This window comes from Halomonas sp. SpR1 (genome assembly GCF_031010175.1).
Lineage (GTDB): Bacteria > Pseudomonadota > Gammaproteobacteria > Pseudomonadales > Halomonadaceae > Vreelandella.
The window spans coordinates 1-16,921 of the sequence record NZ_JAUAMB010000022.1 but is presented as its reverse complement, the minus strand read 5'-3'; the positions used below and the strand labels follow the sequence as shown (position 1 = coordinate 16,921).

General features: G+C 55.1%; 18 protein-coding genes. 12 read left to right on the top strand and 6 right to left on the bottom strand.

The window, feature by feature from the left end; all coding sequences use genetic code 11:
* Positions 1 to 25: 25 nt before the first annotated feature.
* Complete coding sequence (gene greB, locus QT231_RS15365) at positions 26 to 556, bottom strand: transcription elongation factor GreB (protein WP_308337728.1); 531 nt, start codon at positions 554 to 556, stop codon at positions 26 to 28.
* Positions 557 to 739: 183 nt separating this feature from the next.
* Here greB and QT231_RS15360 point away from each other — a divergent pair, with 183 nt between their 5' ends.
* From QT231_RS15360 to QT231_RS15330, 7 genes are all read left to right on the top strand, one after another.
* Entirely contained in the window at positions 740 to 1,399 is a 660-nt protein-coding gene (locus tag QT231_RS15360) for a hypothetical protein (protein ID WP_308337727.1), read from the top strand.
* Between the two features lie 72 nt (positions 1,400 to 1,471).
* Positions 1,472 to 2,236: an NUDIX domain-containing protein gene (locus tag QT231_RS15355; protein WP_308337726.1), complete on the top strand. Its 765-nt coding sequence runs from the start codon at positions 1,472 to 1,474 to the stop codon at positions 2,234 to 2,236.
* A gap of 2 nt (positions 2,237 to 2,238) precedes the next feature.
* Positions 2,239 to 2,685 (top strand): DUF1249 domain-containing protein, encoded by a 447-nt coding sequence (locus tag QT231_RS15350; protein WP_308337725.1) that lies wholly within the window; start codon positions 2,239 to 2,241, stop codon positions 2,683 to 2,685.
* Complete coding sequence (locus QT231_RS15345; RefSeq protein ID WP_308337724.1) at positions 2,685 to 3,449, top strand: phosphodiesterase; 765 nt, start codon at positions 2,685 to 2,687, stop codon at positions 3,447 to 3,449. The genes QT231_RS15350 and QT231_RS15345 overlap by 1 nt, the downstream gene beginning before the upstream one ends.
* A gap of 206 nt (positions 3,450 to 3,655) precedes the next feature.
* Complete coding sequence (gene cysD, locus QT231_RS15340) at positions 3,656 to 4,588, top strand: sulfate adenylyltransferase subunit CysD (protein WP_308337789.1); 933 nt, start codon at positions 3,656 to 3,658, stop codon at positions 4,586 to 4,588.
* Positions 4,588 to 6,039 (top strand): sulfate adenylyltransferase subunit CysN, encoded by a 1,452-nt coding sequence (gene cysN, locus QT231_RS15335; protein ID WP_308337723.1) that lies wholly within the window; start codon positions 4,588 to 4,590, stop codon positions 6,037 to 6,039. The genes cysD and cysN overlap by 1 nt, the downstream gene beginning before the upstream one ends.
* A gap of 72 nt (positions 6,040 to 6,111) precedes the next feature.
* Complete coding sequence (locus tag QT231_RS15330) at positions 6,112 to 7,074, top strand: Rpn family recombination-promoting nuclease/putative transposase (protein ID WP_308337722.1); 963 nt, start codon at positions 6,112 to 6,114, stop codon at positions 7,072 to 7,074.
* An 81-nt stretch (positions 7,075 to 7,155) separates the two neighbouring features.
* Here the strand turns inward: QT231_RS15330 and QT231_RS15325 are convergent, their stop codons facing one another.
* Genes QT231_RS15325 through QT231_RS15315 form a run of 3 tightly spaced genes read right to left on the bottom strand, consistent with a single transcriptional unit; the run spans position 7,156 to position 9,451 of the window.
* Positions 7,156 to 7,965 (bottom strand): substrate-binding domain-containing protein, encoded by an 810-nt coding sequence (locus tag QT231_RS15325; RefSeq protein ID WP_308337721.1) that lies wholly within the window; start codon positions 7,963 to 7,965, stop codon positions 7,156 to 7,158.
* A 53-nt stretch (positions 7,966 to 8,018) separates the two neighbouring features.
* Positions 8,019 to 8,750 (bottom strand): ATP-binding cassette domain-containing protein, encoded by a 732-nt coding sequence (locus QT231_RS15320; protein WP_308337720.1) that lies wholly within the window; start codon positions 8,748 to 8,750, stop codon positions 8,019 to 8,021.
* Positions 8,747 to 9,451 (bottom strand): ABC transporter permease, encoded by a 705-nt coding sequence (locus tag QT231_RS15315; RefSeq protein ID WP_308337719.1) that lies wholly within the window; start codon positions 9,449 to 9,451, stop codon positions 8,747 to 8,749. The genes QT231_RS15320 and QT231_RS15315 overlap by 4 nt, the downstream gene beginning before the upstream one ends.
* Before the next feature lie 196 nt (positions 9,452 to 9,647).
* Here QT231_RS15315 and QT231_RS15310 point away from each other — a divergent pair, with 196 nt between their 5' ends.
* From QT231_RS15310 to QT231_RS15295, 4 genes are all read left to right on the top strand, one after another.
* Positions 9,648 to 10,535, top strand: coding sequence for a helix-turn-helix transcriptional regulator (locus tag QT231_RS15310; protein WP_308337718.1), 888 nt, complete (start codon positions 9,648 to 9,650; stop codon positions 10,533 to 10,535).
* Positions 10,536 to 10,675: 140 nt separating this feature from the next.
* Positions 10,676 to 11,239, top strand: coding sequence for a type 1 glutamine amidotransferase domain-containing protein (locus tag QT231_RS15305; protein WP_308337717.1), 564 nt, complete (start codon positions 10,676 to 10,678; stop codon positions 11,237 to 11,239).
* Entirely contained in the window at positions 11,239 to 12,357 is a 1,119-nt protein-coding gene (locus tag QT231_RS15300; RefSeq protein ID WP_308337716.1) for a phosphatase domain-containing protein, read from the top strand. Before QT231_RS15305 ends, QT231_RS15300 begins: the two co-directional genes overlap by 1 nt.
* 144 nt (positions 12,358 to 12,501) lie before the next feature.
* On the top strand, positions 12,502 to 13,176 hold the full coding sequence (locus QT231_RS15295; protein ID WP_308337715.1) for a zinc metallopeptidase: 675 nt from the start codon (positions 12,502 to 12,504) through the stop codon (positions 13,174 to 13,176).
* A 3-nt stretch (positions 13,177 to 13,179) separates the two neighbouring features.
* Here QT231_RS15295 and cmoB read toward each other — a convergent pair whose 3' ends face one another.
* The gene (gene cmoB, locus QT231_RS15290; RefSeq protein WP_308337714.1) at positions 13,180 to 14,190 is read right to left on the bottom strand and encodes a tRNA 5-methoxyuridine(34)/uridine 5-oxyacetic acid(34) synthase CmoB; all 1,011 of its coding nucleotides are present in this window, start codon (positions 14,188 to 14,190) and stop codon (positions 13,180 to 13,182) included.
* A gap of 2 nt (positions 14,191 to 14,192) precedes the next feature.
* Positions 14,193 to 14,936 (bottom strand): carboxy-S-adenosyl-L-methionine synthase CmoA, encoded by a 744-nt coding sequence (gene cmoA / locus QT231_RS15285; RefSeq protein ID WP_308337713.1) that lies wholly within the window; start codon positions 14,934 to 14,936, stop codon positions 14,193 to 14,195.
* Between the two features lie 121 nt (positions 14,937 to 15,057).
* Between cmoA and pgi the strand changes: the two genes are divergently transcribed.
* A complete protein-coding gene (gene pgi / locus QT231_RS15280) occupies positions 15,058 to 16,740 on the top strand; it encodes a glucose-6-phosphate isomerase (RefSeq protein WP_308337712.1) in 1,683 nt (560 codons plus the stop codon).
* The last annotated feature ends 181 nt before the right edge of the window (positions 16,741 to 16,921 follow it).

Sequence of the window (16,921 nt, the reverse complement as noted above, 5' to 3'; positions counted from 1 at the left end):
CTAGACGGCGTTAATGACGCAGGGGTTAGCCAGAGTAATCAATGGCGGTGATGGTATAAAACGTATCACCGTTAGGCGTGAGCACTTTGGCTTCATCACCCACCTGCTTGCCGAGCAATGCTTTGGCCATGGGGGCATCGATACTGATCCAGCGTTTTTTGGTGTCGATTTCATCATGGCCAACGATTCTGAGATGTACCTCTCCGCCATTTTCATCCTCAAGGCTGACATAGGCGCCAAAAAATACTTTGCTCGTATCGGCGGGTAGGCGATCAACGATTTGCAATTCATCCAGACGTTTCGTCAGGTAGGTGATGCGGGCGATAACGCGGTTCAGCTCTTTCTTGTTATAGGTGTAATCGGCATTTTCACTGCGGTCACCTTGAGCTGCCGCTTCGCCGACCTTTGCAGAAATAGCGGGGCGTTTGACCCGCGACAGATGATCCAAAATAGCGCGCAAGCGAGCCGCCCCTTCTGGGGTAATCAGGTTGCTCTTAGGGGCTTGACGCGGATCTTTGGCTGGATCGCGCCAGCGGGTCATGTTGCGGCCTTTCATTACCTATTCCCTATCGTGTTTCGAGCTATCTACCTTACGTTAATTGCGCCAAGCAACCAAGCTGCATACTGTTGGTAAATCATTCAAACGTTCGTTAGATTTTTTGCTATATTGGAGGAGAGGCCCGCTGTTGGTGGGTCTTATGGACGATCTAAGTAGGACAACAATAATTTAGGAGCAACTATGCGAACTCCCTCTTTTTCACGTATATCCTTATCACGCACTTTGATCGCTGCCGCTATTGGCAGCACGCTGGCGCTCTCTTCGTTAACCGCTACCGCATTTGAAAGTGAGTTATTCTCGCTGAAGAATCGTTGGGAGCATACTGTGACTGAGATGCCCGCCAACGAAAGGGAACGCACCCTTAAGTCTTTGGCTGGCGAAGCGGAGCAATTAGCCGAGCAGCATAGCGATGAAGCTGACGTACTTGTCTGGCAGGGGATTATTCTGGCTTCTTATGCCCGTGAGCGTGGCGGTTTAGGCGCGTTAGGCACCGCAGGCGATGCGCGTGATGCGTTAGAAAAGGCGATCGAAATTGACCCCCAGGGGTTGAATGGCTCTGCCTACGTCACGCTCGGTGCCTTATATGACCGCGCACCGGGGCGGCCACTCGGTTTTGGCAATAGCGATACCGCTGAGCGTATGTTCCAGCGTGCTCTGGAGATCCGCCCAGATGGTATTGATGTTAACTACTACTATGCCGCCTTCTTGAAAGAAGAGGGTAACGAGCAGGCCGCTCGCGAGCACGCCCAGCGGGCGGTTAACGGTACTGCCCGTGAAAATCGGCAAGTCTCCGATGAAGCGCTACGCCGCGACGCCCAGGCGCTGCTTAATCAGCTGTAATCCATACGCTGAATTGGCATTCCCGGTGGCAAGCATTGATAATAGAGCGATTATCACCACCGGGAGTGCCTCATGGCGTCCAACTCCAAGAACGAATCTGTTCAGAATCCCACTTTTCAGAGCTCTCCCTTTAAGAATACGGCGCTTAGCGTTCCAGACTTAAAGCGCGATGATGTTGAGCTGCTTAAACGGGAAACGCTCCATCAGGGGTTCTTCCGCCTGGAAGCCTTAGAGCTTCGCCATCGGCTTTTTGAAGGTGGCTGGAGCGAACCCATGCGTCGCGAAGTGCACAATCGCTTTGATGCGGTGGGTGTGCTGCTGTACGACCCTGAGCGTGACGCGCTGGTACTTATTGAGCAGTTTCGGGCAGGCGCCATTGATGACGCCGTGTCTCCCTGGAAGCTCGAACTTGTGGCCGGTTTGGCAGAAAAAGATGAACCGCTTGAAGAAGTGGCGCGTCGCGAGGCGTGGGAAGAGGCTGGTTGCAAAGTGACTGAACTGACCAAACTTCACACCTATTACCCAAGCCCTGGTGCCTGCAACGAGCAAGTGACACTATTTTGTGGTTTGGTAGATACCCAAGGCTTGGGCGGGATTCATGGCTTAGACGAAGAGCATGAGGACATTCGTGTTCACGTTATGCCGTTTGCCAACGCCTGGGAGCTCTTGACGCAGGGGCGGCTCGACAACGCCATGTCGTTAATTGGTCTACATTGGCTTAATAGCCAACGAGCCTCACTGCGTGCCGCCTCTCAGCGAGCTTTGTTGAAAAGTGATACGACGAAAAGTGACACGACGAACAGCGAAACGACGCAAAGCGAAACAGACAAGGAGTGAACATGGCGAGAACGGCCTATGTCACCGATTTAAAATCGCTCCAAGGGGAGTGCAGCGCCAACTATTTACGTTTGGTGCGCCTGGTGGGCGATATGGAGGCCGGCCAGCGTCGTGATATTGCCCTGCGTGGAGATAAACACTATTTCGGCGATCTGCATCTCTACATTCAAGAGCAGGCGCCTTACACCACCATGGTGGATGTTTCTCAGACAGGCCCGTTTGATACCGTTTTGGAAGGGCCGCGTATGCGTGTACATCTCTATCACGATGTGCGCATGGCGGAAGTCACCGATTTTCAGCGCGAACGCCACTTTAATGGCCGCTACCGCTACCCCAACGCCCGAATGCATCAGCCGGATGAGAAGCTGCAGCTCAACCGCTTCTTAGGCGAGTGGCTGGCTCATGGGCTCGCTCATGGTCATACCGTCGATGTGCCGGAGATACCCTAATGCGCGTGGTGCAAATTACCGACGCTCATCTCTACGCCGATATCGAAGCGCGCTCCCGCGCGGGAGTGCCCTGGCGACAGTTTCAACAGGTATTGAGCGCAGTCGTCGCCGAGAAGCCCGATATCGTGCTGTTTACCGGAGATATTAGCCAGGATGAGTCAGCCGCTTCCTACGCCTTGGCAGTGCAGGCAATGGAAGTTTTACCTTGCCCCTGGTACTGGCTGCCGGGTAATCACGATCAGCCCGAGTTCATGGCGGCCGAGCGGCCGATGGTCGATCAAGTGGACATGGTTTCGTGGCGCATCCTGCTGCTCAATACCCAGGTGGCGGGCAAACCTTTTGGGGAACTGGGCAGCGAGCGGCTAGCCAAGCTGGCTGAGCAGTTAGAGGAGGATGACCGGCCCACGCTGATTGCCATGCATCACCCGCCGGTGGACGTGGGCGCGGTGTGGATGGATGCCATTGGGCTACAAGATCGCGACGCATTTTGGCAACTGCTAAGCCAATACCCACAGGTCAAGATCATCCTGTTTGGTCACGCGCACCAAGCCTACGCTGAGCACCATATTTTAGGCCCAGATATAGGCATAGGTGAAACGACCATTGATGTTTATGGCTGCCCGGCGATGGCCGATCAGTTTCTGCCCAGTGCCGAGCAGTTCGCCATTGATGAAGCTTCCCGCCCTGGCTATCGGGTAATCGATTTGGCGTGGAGCGATGCCCAGGGAAGTGAGTGGCAGAGCTGGATTGAGCGCATCGATTAATAGACCTAGCGTGTTTTTAATCTTCGATAGGTGTTTTAGGAATAAAAAGATAGTTATTAATTCTTTTGGGTTATTATCAACTCGGCGTTACCCTACCTGCATTCGAACGTACAATATTCAGAACGTACACTGTTTCTAGCTTGTGTGACGAGCATGTTTTTGTGAGGTAAGGGGCCATGACCCAATTGTCTACTGTTTCTTCAGCGATGCAGGGGGAGGCTTTTAACGCCCCTGATGCCGCGCGCTTGACCCATCTCAAGCAGTTAGAAGCCGAGTCTATTCATATTATTCGTGAAGTCGCTGCCGAGTTCTCCAACCCGGTGATGATGTACTCCATCGGCAAAGACTCTTCTGTGATGCTGCACTTGGCGCGGAAAGCCTTTTACCCAGGTACGCCGCCATTTCCGCTGCTGCACGTAGACACCACGTGGAAATTTCGCGAGATGATCGAGTTCCGCAACCGCATGGCTGAAGAGGCCGGCATGCGGTTGATCGTTCACACCAACGAAGAGGGGCGGGCCGCCAATATCAACCCCTTTGACCACGGCAGCGCTAAATACACCGATATCATGAAAACCCAGGCGCTTAAGCAAGCGCTGGACAAGCACGGGTTTGATGCGGCCTTTGGTGGCGCCCGTCGCGATGAAGAGGCGTCCCGGGCCAAAGAGCGCGTCTACTCCTTCCGCGATAAGTATCACCGCTGGGATCCCAAGAATCAGCGCCCTGAACTTTGGAACGTCTATAACGCCAAGGTCAATAAAGGCGAATCGATCCGCGTGTTTCCGCTCTCCAACTGGACCGAGCTGGATATTTGGCAGTACATCTACTTAGAGTCGATTCCCATCGTGCCGCTCTACTACTCGGCCAAGCGACCTATCGTTGAGCGCGACGGTATGCAAGTTATGGTGGATGACGACCGTATGCCGTTAGCGCCCGACGAAGTGCCGGAAATGAAGTCGGTGCGGTTTAGAACGCTTGGCTGCTACCCGCTGACCGGTGCGGTGGAGTCCGAAGCGGCGACGCTGCCGGAAATTATTCAAGAGATGCTGCTGACCCGAACCAGTGAGCGCAGTGGCCGTGCCATCGATCGTGACCAAGTGGGTTCGATGGAGAAGAAAAAGCGCGAGGGGTACTTCTAATGTCTCACCAATCCAATTTAATTGCCGACAATATTGAGCAGTACCTGCACGAGCACGAGAACAAAGATCTGCTGCGTTTCATTACCTGCGGCAGCGTAGACGACGGTAAGTCGACGCTGATTGGTCGCTTGCTCCACGACTCGAAAATGATCTTTGAAGATCAGTTGGCGGCGATTACCCAAGCCTCTAAAACCAGCGGCACCACCGGTGATTCGGTCGATTTGGCGCTATTGGTGGATGGCCTGCAGTCGGAGCGTGAGCAGGGCATTACCATCGATGTGGCGTACCGTTTCTTCTCCACAGATAAACGCAAGTTTATTATCGCCGATACCCCGGGGCACGAGCAGTACACCCGCAATATGGCCACGGGCGCTTCAACGGCCAGCCTGGCGATTATTCTGATCGATGCCCGCTACGGCGTGCAGACCCAGACTCGCCGGCATAGCTTTATTGCCGACCTACTGGGTATTCAGCACCTGGTAATCGCGGTCAATAAGATGGATCTGGTGGAGTTCTCCGAGCAGCGCTTTAACGAGATAGTCGATGAGTACCGCGCCTTTGCCACTAACCTCCAAGCGCCGGATATTCGCTTTGTGCCCATGTCGGCGCTGAATGGCGACAACGTGGTCAATCGCAGCGAACAAACGCCCTGGTATTTCAGTGACGGCTATCAGGGAAAAACGCTGATCGAGTTATTAGAGAGCGTCGAGATTACCCGCGATCAAAACCTTAGTGACCTGCGCCTACCTGTGCAGTACGTTAACCGCCCAAACCTTGATTTTCGCGGTTACTGCGGCACCCTGGCCGCTGGTGTGTTACGCCCTGGGCAAGCCGTTAAGGTGCTGCCATCGGGTAAAACATCACGGGTTGCTCGGATTGTCACCTTTGATGGCGACCTCGCGGCGGCTTATCCTGGCCAGGCCATCACCGTGACACTGGAAGATGAGATCGATATCTCCCGTGGCGACTGGCTGGTGGCGGCAGATAGCGAACTGCCACTCTCCAATAGCTTTAAAGCCGATATTGTCTGGATGCAAGACGAGGCGTTAACGCCGGGTAAACTTTACGATTTCAAGCTGGCGACTCGTGACCTTTCCGGCCAAGTCAGCGCGATTGAGTACCAGATCGACGTCAATACCTTGGAGAAACATGCCACGCATTCGCTGGACTTAAATGCGATTGCCCGCTGCGACGTGGAACTGACCGCCGCCATTCCAGTGGATGATTACCGCACCAGCCCAGGCACCGGTAGTTTTATCATCATCGATCGGCTGACCAACGTCACCGTAGGTGCCGGTATGATTCGTGGTACCGCCAGTGAGACGCCAACCACGCCGAAAACGACCGATTGGGCGGCATTCGAGCGCGACCTGAATGCCCTGGTGCGCAAGCATTTCCCCCACTGGGAAGCGAAAGATATCAGTGGTTTACTGGGAAATCAGTTAGGCTAAAAAATCGTTGTATGTCGAGGGGGCGCTCTAGGCGCCTCCTTCATGGCCTAGCGTAGCTAATTAGAGGCATCCGTGACCATCAATCATCACGATACCGGCTACAAAGAGTTATTCAGCTACCCGGAGTTTGTTCAGCAGCTGATTGAGGGCTTTGCGCCTGACGAGCTTGCCGCCTTAATGGATTTCTCCACTCTGAAGAACCATAGCGGCAATTACATTACGCCGTTGTTTGAGGAAAAGTTCGAGGATGTGGTGTGGTCGGTCAGTGTCACTTGGGAAGGTGTGACGCAAGAAGTATTTCTTTATATTCTGCTGGAGTTCCAGTCCACAGTGGATCGCTCCATACCTATTCGTTTGATGCATTACGTTGCTTGCTTCTACGATCATTTGCTTAAACAAAAGGCCACCACGTTTAGTCAAGGCTTACCACCGATTTTGCCCATTGTGCTCTATAACGGCTCGAAGTCCTGGACAACTCCACCCGATATCTATGACATGATAACGCCAGAACCGCCGGGTTTTCTCCAGGTTTACCAGCCTCGACTACGCTACTATCTAGTTGATGAAGGGCGCTATACTGATGAACAGTTAGGGCTAGTAAGGACGCCGCTCAGTGGGGTGTTTAGTGTTGAGAATGCGGGTGAAAGCTGGGAGGCCTTGCAACAGGCGGTAGATCGCATTGTGGCTATCATTCAAGCGGATCCTAACAAGGAGCGCATTGACCGGATCGTTACCCGCTGGATCAAGCGTCACTTGCAACGGCTTGGGGCTGAGGTCAATCTGGGGCAGCTCAACAGTTTGGTGGAGGATAAGGATATGTTGGCAGAGAACTTAGTGAACCTAGTAAAGAAAGAGCGTCTAGAAGGGCGTCTAGAGGGTTTTGCGGGGCTACTTCGCATGCAGCTCGCGTTCAAGTTTGGCGATTTGCCGTCATGGGTGGACACAAAACTCGCAACGGCAACCGACGAACAGCTCGGTGAGTGGGGAACCCAGATGCTGACCGCCAGCTCCCTCGATGAACTGTTTAAAGGCTAAGATTGCGTTATGAAAATGCGATTATGCCAAACGAAGCGGCACGCCTCCCAGGCGTGCCGCTGTGTTTAAGGAGCGCAAATATCATTCAGCGTTCGGAAAAAACAGCTGCTGGCCATCCACCTCATAATCGGCAATCGCTTGCTGCCCCTCGTCTGATACAAGCCACTCGTGCCACTGGGCAGCGAGGTCGTGCTTCAGGTGCGGGTGACGTTCGGCTGAGAGCAGCAGGCTACCGTACTGGTTGAACAGTGCTTCATCGCCTTCAAACAGCAGGGTAAGGTCTTGCGGATTATCAAAGGCGACCCAGGTGGCACGGTCGGTAAACGTATAGGCGTCCATACCGGCGGCGGTGTTAAGCGTGGGGCCCATGCCACTCCCCAATTCGCGATACCACTCGCCCTGGGGCGTGATGTCCGCATCTTCCCACAAACGCAGTTCAGCGCGGTTGGTGCCGCTGTCGTCACCCCGGGAAGCGAAGGGCGACTCGCTCTCCGCGATACGCTGCATGGCATCGGTAACGGTTTCGCTGTCACGAATGCCCGCAGGGTCGTTGCTGGGGCCAACAATCACAAAATCGTTGTACATCACATTCTGCCGTTCGGTGGCATAACCGTCGGCCACAAACTGCTCTTCGCCAGCGGTGTCGTGAACCAACAGACTGTCCGCATCGCCACGGCGGCCAATTTCAAACGCCTGGCCGGTGCCCACGGCCACCACACGCACATCAATCCCCGTCTCTTTGCTGAAAGCGGGGATGATGGCGTCAAACAGGCCTGAGTTTTCGGTAGAGGTGGTGGAGGCCAGAGTAATGTAGTCATCCGCCGCCATTAGCGTGCTGCTAATGGTCAGTCCCAGGCTGCCTGCGAAAATAAATGCGCGGGTCTTATTCATTTTATTGCTCCTTGAGGATGATGCTTCAATGCCAGTACTGCTTAATCTCAGGGTTACCAAACCAGTTCGCCACGAGTAAACGCCCCCGCCTCACGTGAGGTGGGGGCGGTAAAAAAGGCGTGGGCAGGAGTGTGTTCGAGTAGTTCACCGTTATGCATAAACACAATGTCATCGGCTAAACGACGTGCTTGGTGCAAATCATGGGTGGTCATGACGATACGAGTACCGCTGTGATGAAACTCCAATACCGCATCTTCAACGGCCTTGATGGCGGCGGGGTCGAGTGCCGAGGTGGGTTCATCTAAAAACAGCACTTGGGGGTTGAGCAGCCACGCCCGGGCCAACGCCAAACGTTGCTGCTCGCCGCCGGAAAGCACCCGCGCTGGGCGTTTGGCGAGGTGCGCTAAGCCAAACTTCTCAAGGGCACTCATTGCCTGCGCCTTTCGGGGTAATGTGGCCAGCTCTGGACGTGGTGCTTTGTTGATGGCTAGCACATAGGTGAGGTTGTCCAGCGCTGAGCGGCGCAGCAGCACCGGGCGCTGAAAAACCATCGCTTGCGCGGGCTGCTTGCCTTGCCAGCGAACCGATCCGCTGGTAGGCGTCAATAGGCCATGGGCAAGGCGCATTAGCAGGCTTTTGCCAGCGCCATTCGGCCCCATTATTAGCGTTCGCTGGCAGCCCGCCAAGCGCAGTGAGGTGGGCTTAAGCAGCGTATGGCCGCGATGGATAAAGCCCACGCTATCGAGTTCAAGGGGAGCGACAGGGGGCGTATGATGCGCGTTCATCCCAGCCGCCTTTTCGCCGTTTCGCCAATGATATGGGCGATCGCATTAATCATGGTGACCAGGGCGAGCAGGATAATCCCCAAGCCAAGCGCCATGGGCAGGTTGCCCTTGCTGGTTTCCAGCACAATGCTGGTGGTCATCACCCGGGTGACACCGTCGATATTGCCACCCACAATCATTACCGCGCCTACCTCGGCGCTGGCGCGGCCAAAGCCTGCCAGGATCACCGTTAATAGCCCAAAGCGCGCATCCCATAGCAGAGTAGGGATCATACGCAGGCGCGTAAGCCCCAGTGAATTCAACTGTTCGGCATATTCGCCGTGGAGCGCTTCGACCTGTTGACGTGTTAGGGCGGCGATAATGGGCATTACCAGAATCACCTGAGCGATCACCATGGCAGTGGGGGTGAACAGCAGCCCCCATTCGCCCAGCGGGCCTGCCCGTGATAGCAGCAGGTAAACGCACAGCCCGGCGACCACTGGCGGCAAGCCCATCAAGGCATTAAGGGCAACAATCATTACGTTGCGACCGGGGAAGCGCCACAATGCCAGGGCGGCGCCTAAGGGCAGCGCTATCAGGCTGGCGATCACTACCGCCATCAGGGATACCTGCAGCGAGAGCGCCACAATGGAGATAAGCGCGCTATCCATACCCAGAATCAGGGTGAGGGCGGTACTAAAAGCGTTGTCACTGGTCAGCATTGAGCGTCTGCATCATTGTTGTTTGAGAACGGGTGTTCGAGAACGGGTGTGTAAAAACAATTGCGCAAGAAGTGGCATCATGTACCGTAGAGTGACTAAATGCACTCTGAGCTGAAATTGATGCAGTTTTATGCAGTCTTACACAGTCTTACACAAAGCCGCAGCGTGAATGCCATGCAATGAGGTACCCATCGCGATGCCTGAACGACACGCTTATTTGACTACCGCAGAAGTCGCTGACTACCTGCGCTTAAAAGAGCGCAAGGTGTATGACCTGGTGCGCCAAGGCCAGATTCCGTGCAGCCGGATAACGGGAAAACTGCTGTTTCCCCGTCAGCAAATAGACCTATGGGTGTTGAATCACTTGGAAGGTGACCAGGCGCAGCGTCTGTCGGTGCCACTCGTGGTGGCCGGTAGCCAGGATCCGCTGTTGGAGTGGGCTATTCGGGAAAGTGGCTCTGATCTGGCGATGCTCTGCCAAGGCAGTGGTGACGGTGTACGGCGTTTACTTGATGGCAAGGCGATGTTGGGGGGGATTCATTTGCTCGATGCTTCCACCCAACGCTACAACGAACCCGGCGCACTCGGCTTAAGTGGCATGCGTGATCTATTGATAGTGCGCTGGGCCAAGCGCCGTCAGGGGCTCCTCTTGCCTGCTGACAACCCGCTGAAGATCTCCGGGCTTAGCGATTTAAAACGAATCGACGTCCGTGTGGCCCACCGCCAGCCAGATGCTGGGGCAGCAAGGCTGCTGAGCTGTTTGCTAAAACAAGCAGGGATAGAGAGCTCGTCGCTGAACTGGGCGCCACACGCGTCCTTAAACGAGGATGATTTGGCACTCAGCATTGCTCAGGGCGAGGCCGATGTGGGGCTGGGGGTCGAAGCCGCCGCCCATTGTCAGCAATTGGGTTTCATTCCACTCTGGGATGAGCCGTTTGATTTAATCATGCGGCGGCGGAGCTATTTTGAACCTTCTGTACAGCGTCTATTGGCGTTTGCGCATCAAGCGCGTTTTACCGAGCGGGCAAAGCAGTTGAGAGGGTACGATCTCGCTGAGACAGGTAACATTGTACATAACGCCTAGCGCTCAATTCGAGAGCCTCTATAGGTCTGGGGCGCCTGTAGACGTTCTTGTATCATAAGCAGGAGGGCTTGACCCTGATGCAATATGCGCCACACTAGTGGTGCGTTATAAACGCCTATCATCACGAAAAGGAGAGCATGATGAAACAAGCACTCAACGGTAAACGTGTTGCTATTTTAGCCGCAGATGGTTTTGAAGAGTCTGAGCTGAGCGTACCCCGCGCCGCCCTGCAAAAAGAGGGGGTTGAGGTACATTTAGTGTCCCCGGACGGTAAAGGAATTCGCGCCTGGGCTGAAACCGACTGGGGGGATACCTACGAAGCTGATAAAGCTCTTTCAGATGCTAGTGAGTCTGACTATCACGCTTTAGTCCTTCCCGGTGGCTTATTCAATCCCGATGAGCTGCGCACCAACGACGAGGCATTAAGCTTCGTAAAAGCGTTTTTCGAAGCAGGCAAGCCAGTGGCTGCTATTTGCCATGCGCCCTGGATTTTAATCAATGCGGGTGTAGTGGATGGCCGCCGCATGACGTCTGTCCCCAGCGTTGCACAAGACCTACTTAATGCCGGCGTTGAATGGGTGGATGAGCCCGTCGTTGTTGACAGTGGGCTAGTGACTAGCCGTACGCCGAAAGACTTGGATGCCTTTAACGCCAAGTTACTCGAAGAGCTGCAGGAAGGACGCCACTCCGGTCAACACGCTTGATGAGCGTATTACGTCAGTGGGCAAGCTTTGTCAAAAGGCTTGTCCATGTTATTGCCAAGCCTATCAAGGGCGACAGTGGCCGCGGTGGCATGGTGGTTCATCCCTACCGTGGTTACGGCTCTCAGCATGAAATATTTGTCATGGGTAGGGTGTTTCGTCAGGCGGCACTTGGCCGGGCGATCCCGCGCCATGGCATGTGGCGCGATACAGCCGATGTGGCGCGGCGGGTTTTGCGCCGTGGTCTTGCCGATGCGCAGGTGGAAATCCACATCGGTGAAAATCAGCTCTGCGTCGGTACGGATCGCGATGGTTATTTCGATGTGCATCTGCCGATCAGTCACGCTCTACCCATTGATGTCTCCTGGCACCGCGCCGATATTTTGGTGCACTGCCCTGATCAAACCCCGGTGCGCACTCACGTTGAAGTTTACGTACCACCCCCCGAAGCAGATTTGCTGGTGATCAGCGATATCGATGACACCGTGATGTTTACCGGCGTGGCGGAAAAGCTCAAAATGCTTTACCGGCTATTTGTCAAAAAACCCCACCGCCGCACCGCTTTCCCTGGAGTGGCATCGCTCTATCAAGCACTGCATCGTGGCGTTAGCGAGCGCGCCGAACGGCCCATCTTGTATGTCTCTCGGGGGCCCTGGGCCATTTACGAAATGCTCGAAACCTTTTTTCAGATAAACCGTATTCCCGTTGGGCCGATTATCTTCTTACGTGAGTGGGGCATCTCTTTACGCCGCCCATGGCCGCGCCGTGCAGAAGAGCACAAGCGCGATCTGATCGATCGCATGTTGACCCTCTACAACGAGATGCCCTGCATACTGATCGGCGACAGCGGTCAGCACGATCCAGAAGTGTATTTCGAGATCGTGAAAGCCTATCCGGATCGGATAAAAGCCATCTATATACGCCGGGTGGATAAAAATCCCAAGCGTGAGCAGGCCATCCAGCGGTTACGCGATGAATTGGTGGGTACCCAGTGTGAGTTGGTGTTAGCCGTCGATAGCGTTCTGATTGCCGAGCATGCCCACGCCCAGGGCCATATCTCTGCCCACGGCTTAGCAGCCGTTAAGCGCGACGTGGAGGAGCATCGCAACACCTCTGCATAACCACACTCTCACACAACGCTGTTGCCAAGTCAGTCCCCATGGTAAAAGCTAATCTGATAAGCACTCATCTGATAACCGCTAGGCTGAGAAAAAACCTGTTACCGTCGTTTGTCTAACGGCGGTTGTTTATGGATAGAGACTGCCATGGTTGTTCTGCTGATCATTTTCGCACTGGTCGTTTTTGTACTCCCCAATGCATGGGCCAAGTGGGTGCTCAAACGCCATACTCGTGGTCGTGACGACTATCCTGGCACTGGGGCAGAGCTTGCCGATCATTTGCTGCGCCGACTGGGTATTGAAGGCGCGAGTGTCGAGCGCACCGAGTTTGGCGATCATTATGACCCCGAAACGCGCTGCGTAAGGCTTTCCCCGGACAACTATGATGGCCGTTCGCTAACTGCTGTCACCGTCGCTGCCCACGAGGTTGGCCACGCCATTCAGCATTACCAGGGTTACGCGCCTCTACTGGCTCGTAGCCGCTTAATCGGCGTAGCCCAAAAAGCCGAAAAACTCGGCGCTCTACTCATGATGGCCGCGCCTTTTCTATTTCTACTAACGCGTTTGCCGGGTGGTCTAGCGATAGTGATTGCTATCGCAGTTATTAGCTTTGGCACCGCAGCATTGGTGCATCTAGTGACCCTGCCGGTAGAGTTTGATGCCAGCTTTAACCGCGCGCTGCCGCTGTTGAAAGAGTACGTGCCGCCTTACGATATGCCCGGTGCCCGGCACGTACTCACCGCCTGCGCCTTTACCTACGTTGCTGCCTCTCTCGCTAGCGTCATGAACCTGGGGCGCTGGCTGGTGATTTTAAGAAGGTAGTTATTACCCCGGTTTATTCGCCAGAATCACCGCTCTGCGCGGTGCGGGGTAGCCTTCAATAGTGCGGGTGCGGTCGTTAGGGTCGAGAAAATCAGCCAACGACTGGTAGGTCATCCACTCCGTTGAGCGCTGCTCGTCTAACGTGGTGACCGCCTCATCAACTACCCGCACGTTGTTAAAGCCACAGCGCTCCAGCCAGTGGCACAGTGCTTTTGAAGAGGGCAGAAAGTAGACGTTGGGCATGGCGGCGTAACGTTCGCCGGGGACAAAGACCGTCCGCTCATCACCTTCGACCACCAGGGTTTCCAGCACTAGCTCGCCGCCCGGCGCCATGGCCGCTTTTAGCTGTTGAAGATGTTCTAACGGTGCAGAGCGGTGATAGAGCACGCCCATGGAAAATACCGTATCGAAAAAGCCCAGGTTCTCGGGCACATCTTCTATACCCACGGGTAAAAACTGCGTTCTACCGCCATCGGCATCGCCGACGAAGTGGCGAACCGCCTGAAACTGCCAGTAGAAACGTGGCGAAGGGTCGATCACCAACACAAAGGCTGCGCCAGCCCCTGCCATCCGCCAGGCGTGGTAACCGCTGCCGCCGCCCACATCGAGCACTTTGCGATATTTTAGCGGTGCCAGGTGTGGTGCCACTCTCTGCCATTTCCAGTCCGAGCGCCACTCGGTGTCAATATGGATGCCACCCAGTTGAAAAGGGCCTTTACGCCACGGGGCGAGCTTTCTTAGTAGGTTAAAGCACTGGCGCTGCTGGCTATCGCTAAATTCCAGGTCAACGCTGACGGTATCGCTGTTTAAGTCGACATGCCGCTCAGTGGGAAGCGCGGGCAGTTTAGCGACGGCTTTCTCCCAGGCGGAAAGGTCGCCGTGACGGTTGCGGTCAAGCCCGTGAGCTAGTTGCTCGGGTAGTTTCGCCAGCCAAGCAGTAAGCGATGCGTCGAGAACGGCTTGATCCAAAAATGCCTGATAAATTGCGCGATGATCATCGGATAACGGCGCCACCTTTAACCCTCCTTAAACGCAATCAGCGAGGCAAAGTTGAGGTACTGAAACCAGGTCATTGAGCGTGGAAATCCGGCTTGCTTAAGACGCCCATGCAGCGCGTCCAGAGTGTCGGGCACCAGGACGTTCTCCAGAGCTGTGCGTTTTTGGCTGATTTCCAGGTCGCTGTAGCCGTTGGCGCGCTTGAAGTCGTGGTAACGCTCAACCCGCCAGGCGTTGTCTCGCTCGTCGGCATCGACGGTTTTCTCCGAAAGAATCAGCACGCCGCCGGGCTCCAGCGCGGCATAGAGCCGTGCCAACAGCGCATCGCGGTCAGCGGCGGGCAGAAACTGCAGGGTAAAGTTGAGAATGATCATGCCCGAAGGTGCATACTCCAGGGTACGGATATCGGCTTCTTCCACCTGTATCGCATACGTTGGGCACTCATCCGCAAACGTTTGCCGTGCCTGGGCTACCATGGCGGGTGACAGATCGACGCCCGTATAGCGAAACGCATCAGGTGGCAGCGCGCCAGCCAAAGCAAGACCTGAAGCGCCAAGCGAGCAGCCGAGGTCATATACATGGGCGCCATGGCGAAGGTGGCGCTGGGCAATTAAACTCAGCATGCCCAGAATTTGCCCGTAGCCAGGCACTGATCGGCGGATCATATCAGGGAAACAGGCGACCACTTTTTCATCGAAAGAGAACCGCGCTACGCGGTCAAGGGGTGTCGAAAAGATAGCGTCACGGTAAGATGCATCACTCATGGGCAAGCCGGTATTGTTAATGAGGTTGCGTAGTTTACGCGCCCTTTGTATGTCAGAACAGTAAGTCAGAAAAGTACCCCAGAACAGACCTTGCATGGAACGACGCCACTGGAGATGCCACATGGCCTCAGCATCAAGCGCTACCCCCGATACGTTACCTGCGTGGCAGACGTTAAAGCATCATGCTGAAACGCTGCAGCACGTTCACCTAAAAACGCTGTTTGGCACCGAACCCACGCGCTGGGAGAGTTTTACTCGCCAGGTGGCGGGCTTGACGCTGGATCTTTCCAAGCAGCGTTGGGATGACGATACGCTCGAGCATCTGTTTACGCTGGCGACTGAAGCGGGTGTGCCCTCGGCGATTGAAGCTCTGCTAAGCGGTAAACGAGTGAACGTCAGTGAAAATCGCCCGGCGTTACATACGGCGTTGCGTTTACCTGCCGATGCCACGCTCGAGGTTGAAGGGGAGGATATCGTCGCTGCCGTGCACGAAAGTCTTGCCCAAATGGAGCGCTTGGTCTGCCGACTGCACGCAGGACAGTGGCGCGGTGCCACCGGTAAACCGATTCGGCATGTGGTTAATCTTGGCGTTGGCGGCTCCGACCTGGGGCCATTGATGGTTACCCACGCTTTGGCAGACTTTCGGCCCAAAGATATTCATCCGGTTGAGGTGCATTTTGCCTCGACTATGGATGGCTCGCAGTTAGCGGATTATCTTAGCCGTCTAAACCCTGAAACCACCATCTTTGTACTGTCGTCGAAGTCGTTTACCACCATTGACACGCTCTCCAACGCTAACACGGCACGAGAGTGGCTCTTGAGCCGCTTAACCCAGCATGGTGCGACGCCGATTAGCGCTGAGTTAGTGGTGCGCCAACACTTTATCGGTGTATCGGCGAGTCCTGAGAAAATGACCGAGTGGGGCATTGCAGATGACCATCAACTAACCTTTTGGGAGTGGGTCGGCGGACGCTACTCGTTGTGGGGTACCATTGGCTTGCCGATTGCGCTAGTCGTGGGGATGGATAATTTCCGCGAGTTTCTAGCCGGTGCCCACGTCATGGATCGCCACTTTTCTGAAGCGCCCATGGAAGATAATTTACCGGTACTGCTTGGCTTGGCGGGCATCTGGAACGTTAATTTTCTAGATATTCGCGCGCACTCCATACTGCCCTACGATGGACGATTGGAGTATTTTGCCGCTTACCTTGAACAGCTTGAGATGGAGTCCAACGGCAAGTCGGTTACCCGCCAAGGCCAGCCGGTTAACTACTCCACCTGCCCGGTACTCTGGGGTCAGCTTGGCCCTAATGCCCAGCATGCTTTTTACCAGTTGCTGCACCAAGGCACCCAGCCGGTAGTATGCGATTTCATAGCGCCGCTCAAGCGTTATGATGAAGTGGAAGACCTGGATACCCGGCGCCATCTGAAGACTCAGCACCGTTTGGCGCTGGCCAACTGCTTTGCCCAATCCCGGGTATTGATGCTTGGCGACGACGCCTTGGAAGATGACGGCCCGCGGCCGGAGCATAAGCGCTACCGGGGCAACCAGCCCTCGACCACGGTGCTGCTTGATCAGCTTACCCCAGCAACCCTTGGTTCGCTTATCGCGCTTTACGAGCATAAGGTCTTTGTTCAGGCGGTGATTTGGGATATTAATCCGTTTGATCAGTGGGGCGTTGAGCTAGGCAAACAGATTGCCACGGATACCCAAAAGATTATCGACCATGAGGGAGATCTATCGCGGATGGATGCTTCCAGTAAGGGTTTGATTGAAGCATTTTGGGCGGCGGAGCAGGAGTGAATTAAGCAGATAGCGAGCCGGGGCTAACCCGGCGACAGGTCTACGAGGAGGCGCTGTAAACCCATATATGGTCTCCTCCCTGCTTGCAAGGCTTCGGTCATCGATGCAGGAACAGGTTGCTGCCATATATCCGGCCTGTGCATGAGGCGTCGTCTCCTGGCGCCTCTGGCCCCGATGAGTA

Excerpts from the sequence above, each read along its gene's own strand:
- greB (WP_308337728.1), bottom strand. The coding sequence starts at position 556 with ATGAAAGGCCGCAACATGACCCGCTGGCGCGATCCAGCCAAAGATCCG.
- QT231_RS15360 (WP_308337727.1), top strand. The coding sequence starts at position 740 with ATGCGAACTCCCTCTTTTTCACGTATATCCTTATCACGCACTTTGATC.
- QT231_RS15355 (WP_308337726.1), top strand. The coding sequence starts at position 1,472 with ATGGCGTCCAACTCCAAGAACGAATCTGTTCAGAATCCCACTTTTCAG.
- QT231_RS15350 (WP_308337725.1), top strand. The coding sequence starts at position 2,239 with ATGGCGAGAACGGCCTATGTCACCGATTTAAAATCGCTCCAAGGGGAG.
- QT231_RS15345 (WP_308337724.1), top strand. The coding sequence starts at position 2,685 with ATGCGCGTGGTGCAAATTACCGACGCTCATCTCTACGCCGATATCGAA.
- cysD (WP_308337789.1), top strand. The coding sequence starts at position 3,656 with ATGCAGGGGGAGGCTTTTAACGCCCCTGATGCCGCGCGCTTGACCCAT.
- cysN (WP_308337723.1), top strand. The coding sequence starts at position 4,588 with ATGTCTCACCAATCCAATTTAATTGCCGACAATATTGAGCAGTACCTG.
- QT231_RS15325 (WP_308337721.1), bottom strand. The coding sequence starts at position 7,965 with ATGAATAAGACCCGCGCATTTATTTTCGCAGGCAGCCTGGGACTGACC.
- QT231_RS15320 (WP_308337720.1), bottom strand. The coding sequence starts at position 8,750 with ATGAACGCGCATCATACGCCCCCTGTCGCTCCCCTTGAACTCGATAGC.
- QT231_RS15315 (WP_308337719.1), bottom strand. The coding sequence starts at position 9,451 with ATGCTGACCAGTGACAACGCTTTTAGTACCGCCCTCACCCTGATTCTG.
- QT231_RS15310 (WP_308337718.1), top strand. The coding sequence starts at position 9,648 with ATGCCTGAACGACACGCTTATTTGACTACCGCAGAAGTCGCTGACTAC.
- QT231_RS15305 (WP_308337717.1), top strand. The coding sequence starts at position 10,676 with ATGAAACAAGCACTCAACGGTAAACGTGTTGCTATTTTAGCCGCAGAT.
- QT231_RS15300 (WP_308337716.1), top strand. The coding sequence starts at position 11,239 with ATGAGCGTATTACGTCAGTGGGCAAGCTTTGTCAAAAGGCTTGTCCAT.
- QT231_RS15295 (WP_308337715.1), top strand. The coding sequence starts at position 12,502 with ATGGTTGTTCTGCTGATCATTTTCGCACTGGTCGTTTTTGTACTCCCC.
- cmoA (WP_308337713.1), bottom strand. The coding sequence starts at position 14,936 with ATGAGTGATGCATCTTACCGTGACGCTATCTTTTCGACACCCCTTGAC.
- pgi (WP_308337712.1), top strand. The coding sequence starts at position 15,058 with ATGGCCTCAGCATCAAGCGCTACCCCCGATACGTTACCTGCGTGGCAG.